We start from the raw sequence: 3356 nt of genomic DNA, 5'->3' as shown, positions 1-3356 counted from the left end.
GTCAAGGAAGCCGAGATCCACATCGCCCCGTCGCATGCGGCGGTGGTCGAAGAGCTGAACGGCTTCACCAAGTCACAAAAGCTCTCCCGAGTCGCCTACGAAGCCACCCACGTCACCGTCAGCAGCCGAGGCGCCGCCTGGGAGCCGCCGCCCGGCCTGGACAAGGTGATGAGCTACTTCGAGGGCGCCGAGCTGGTCCCCAGCGAGGGCTGGGTAGAGGAGCTTCGCAAGATCAAGGACGCCGAGGAGATCGCCTCCATCCGGGCTGCCGCCCAGCTGGGCGACGAGGGTTTCGCCTTCATCCTCGACAAGATCAAGCCGGGGGTCCGGGAGCTCGACCTGGCGCTTGAGCTCGAGTTCTTCCTGCGGTCCAAGGGATCGGAAGGGGTCTCCTTCGACCCAATCGTGGCTGCCGCCGAGCGCAGCGCCCTCCCGCACGCCAGGCCCACCGACCGGGTTGTGGAAAAGGGGCGCTACCTGTTGTTCGACTTCGGCTGTGTCGTCGACGGCTACTGCTCGGATATGACCCGCACCGTGGTGATCGGCCCGGTCGACGACCGCCACCGAGACGTCTACGAAACGGTCCTGGCCTCGCAGATGGCCGGCCTGGAGGCCGCCGGACCGGGGGTGTCGTGCGGGGATGTCGACCAGGTCGCCCGCCAGGTCATAGAGAAGGCCGGCTACCCCCAAGCCTTCATGCACGGGCTGGGGCATGGGGTAGGCTTGGACATACACGAGGCGCCCAGCCTCAAGTCGGGCTTTACCGAACAGTTGATGCCCGGACACGTGATCACCGTCGAACCCGGAGCCTACTTTGAAGGTTGGGGCGGGGTCCGTGTAGAGGATCTGGCGGTAGTGACCGAGGACGGTTTAGAGGTCCTGTCCAACGCCCCCAAGGACCTTATAGTTCTATGACGACTTCTAGTTAGGATTTGGATGATTTCGACCAACGACATGCGGCCCGGCCAGACCCTGGATCTGGACGGCGAGCTGTACAGCATCATCAAGTACGAGCACCACAAGCCCGGCAAGGGCGGCGCCATGGTGCGCACCAAGCTCAAGAGCATCAAGAACGGCGCAGTGGTGGAGAGGACCTTCCGGGCCGACGAAAAGGTCAACCTCGCCCGCCTCGACAAGCGTGAGATGCAGTACCTGTACTCCGACGAAACCGGGTACATCTTCATGGACAACGAGACGTTCGACCAGATCACCATCGAGAAGGACTTCCTGGGCGACATGGCCGGGTTTCTCAAGGAGGAGCAGGTAGTGGTCGTTCAGCTGTACCAGGGCACGCCGATCGGCATAGACCTTCCCCCCACCGTGGAGCTCGTTGTGACCGAGACCGACCCCGGCCTGCAGGGCGACCGCAGCTCCGCCGGCAACAAGCCCGCAATTGTCGAGACCGGCGCCACCGTCATGGTTCCGCTCTTCCTGCAGCAGGGCGAGACGATTCGAGTCGACACCCGCACCGGCGCATACGTCACGCGGGTCAAATAACTTTGTTCCTCAAGGGCTGAGGTGGCACACCGAAGAGGTTCCCGAAAGCTGGCCCTTGATGTGTTGTACGAGCAGGAGATGCGCAGCCTGCCCACCGGCGAGATCCTCCAGCGCTACTCCACCAACCCCGGCTTCCCGTTCGCAGCCGAGCTGGTCAAGGGAGTTGCCGAGCACGCAACCGAGTTGGACGAACGGATCTCCAGCCACGCCAAGGACTGGAAGATCGACCGGATGCCGGTCATCGACCGCAACCTGCTCCGCATGGCCCTGTTCGAGATGTTGTACCTGGAAGACGTCCCGGCCCCGGTGGCGATCAACGAGGCCGTCGAGCTGGCGAAGATCTACTCGACAGAGGACTCGAGCCGTTTCGTCAACGGGCTTCTAGGCTCGGTATCCGCTGAACTCACGGCCCGGGGGGTCTAGAATTCGATTTGATAACATGCGGTTCGGGCATCAACCAGTAACTCGATCAAGGAGTGACATGGCCCCGAAGAGCCCGAGAAGCCCGTGGTAGCAACCAAAGACCGCCGGGATCGTAGGCCCAGCGGAGACTCCATGGTGACCGGCCACCTGCTGGTCTACATCAGCATCGGCGTGGCAGTCGGTATCCTCATCCTTATCGGCATCATCTTCTTCGTCGGCATCAACGAGGTGGAGCCCAGCTCACCCACGCTGGAGGAGTTGGGTGCAGTCGTCGGCAATGAGGACGCCGTGACCACCTACCGGGAGCTCCGCCAGGAGAAGTTCGACTCCATCCGGGGCCTGGTCCAGCTGCTGGTCATCGCCCTGGCGGTCCCGATGTTGACCCTGGTCCTGGGTTACTTCTCCGAGCGCCAGCCGAAAGCCGAGCGTGAGCGCCGGGACGAAACGACGAAACGAAGAGCTTCCGAGGATTTGTGAGGGTGTAACCGCCACCGGGCCACGCTCGGGGGGTGTAAGCTAGTCCGCAACGAAGCTGAGACTTCCCAGCAGCACCGCAACGCTTCGCTCAACCTTTAAGACTGGTCCCGAGAGGCCAGAAAGGAGAGCTTCAACTGAGCTGTAACCACGCCGCCGCACCCAACTCCTGGGGCGGCTTTTCTTTTTGAACGCCCACACACCTTCCGAACCCGTCCCGGCCCCCGCGGTCGGCGGAGGCGATGAAACCGGCCGGGCTTGGGTCGTCCTCGACGACCTGGACGTGAAGCGGGCTCTCGTCCGCATGGCGCACGAGATCGTGGAGTCCAACCGGGGCACCGGTGAGCTGGTTCTGGTGGGCATCCACAAACGGGGCGTGCCGCTGGCCTACCGGGTCGCCAAGCGCATCGCCGAGATCGAGAAGACCGCCCCGCCCGTCGGAGAGCTGGACATCTCGTTCTACCGGGACGACGTCGGCATCCGTGCCCCCCAGGAGATCTCCACCACCGACTTTCCGTTCGACATGAACGACAAGACCGTCGTCCTGGTGGACGACGTGCTGTACACCGGCCGCACGGTACGGGCGGCGATCGACGCACTCGTTGACTTCGGGAGGCCCCGCCTGGTTCGCCTGGCGGTTCTGGTCGACCGGGGCCACCGGGAACTTCCCATCAGGGCCGATTTCATCGGCAAGAACATCCCCACCTCCAAGGCGCAGGAGGTGCGGGTCCATGTAAAGGAGACCGACGGGGTCGACTCAGTTGTCGTCTACGACCCCCGAGTACTGGGGGAGGCTACAGAGACTCAATGATGATCAAGCACCTGCTCTCCATCGACCAGCTGAGCACCGACCAGATAGACCTCGTCCTCAAGACCGCCGACTCGTTCGGTGAGGTCGGCACCCGGACCATCAAGAAGGTGCCGGCTCTGAGAGGCCGGACCGTCTGCAACCTGTTCTTCGA

The 3356-nt window shown here is 63.3% G+C and carries 6 protein-coding genes; all 6 read left to right on the top strand.

Translation table 11 applies throughout. From position 1 onward, the window contains the following. A partial coding sequence (locus tag VFV09_10800; protein HEU4868203.1) for an aminopeptidase P family protein occupies window positions 1-915 on the top strand: 915 nt, incomplete at its 5' end. Window positions 916-936: 21 nt separating this feature from the next. After that, complete coding sequence (efp, locus tag VFV09_10795; GenBank protein HEU4868202.1) at window positions 937-1497, top strand: elongation factor P; 561 nt, start codon at window positions 937-939, stop codon at window positions 1495-1497. A 21-nt stretch (window positions 1498-1518) separates the two neighbouring features. Continuing rightward, window positions 1519-1920 (top strand): transcription antitermination factor NusB, encoded by a 402-nt coding sequence (gene nusB / locus VFV09_10790; GenBank protein ID HEU4868201.1) that lies wholly within the window; start codon window positions 1519-1521, stop codon window positions 1918-1920. Between the two features lie 84 nt (window positions 1921-2004). After that, entirely contained in the window at window positions 2005-2397 is a 393-nt protein-coding gene (locus VFV09_10785) for a hypothetical protein (GenBank protein ID HEU4868200.1), read from the top strand. A gap of 301 nt (window positions 2398-2698) precedes the next feature. Then, window positions 2699-3205 (top strand): bifunctional pyr operon transcriptional regulator/uracil phosphoribosyltransferase PyrR, encoded by a 507-nt coding sequence (gene pyrR / locus VFV09_10780; GenBank protein ID HEU4868199.1) that lies wholly within the window; start codon window positions 2699-2701, stop codon window positions 3203-3205. Beyond that, a partial coding sequence (pyrB, locus tag VFV09_10775) for an aspartate carbamoyltransferase catalytic subunit (GenBank protein HEU4868198.1) occupies window positions 3202-3356 on the top strand: 155 nt, incomplete at its 3' end. The genes pyrR and pyrB, both read left to right, overlap by 4 nt.

The sequence above is a fragment of the Actinomycetota bacterium genome (assembly GCA_035759705.1).
Lineage (GTDB): Bacteria > Actinomycetota > CADDZG01 > JAHWKV01 > JAHWKV01 > JAJCYE01.
This window is presented reverse-complemented; position numbering and strand designations above follow the sequence as displayed.

Coding starts and splice junctions, on each gene's coding strand:
- pyrR (HEU4868199.1), top strand. CDS start 2,699: ATGGCGCACGAGATCGTGGAGTCCAACCGGGGCACCGGTGAGCTGGTT.
- efp (HEU4868202.1), top strand. CDS start 937: ATGATTTCGACCAACGACATGCGGCCCGGCCAGACCCTGGATCTGGAC.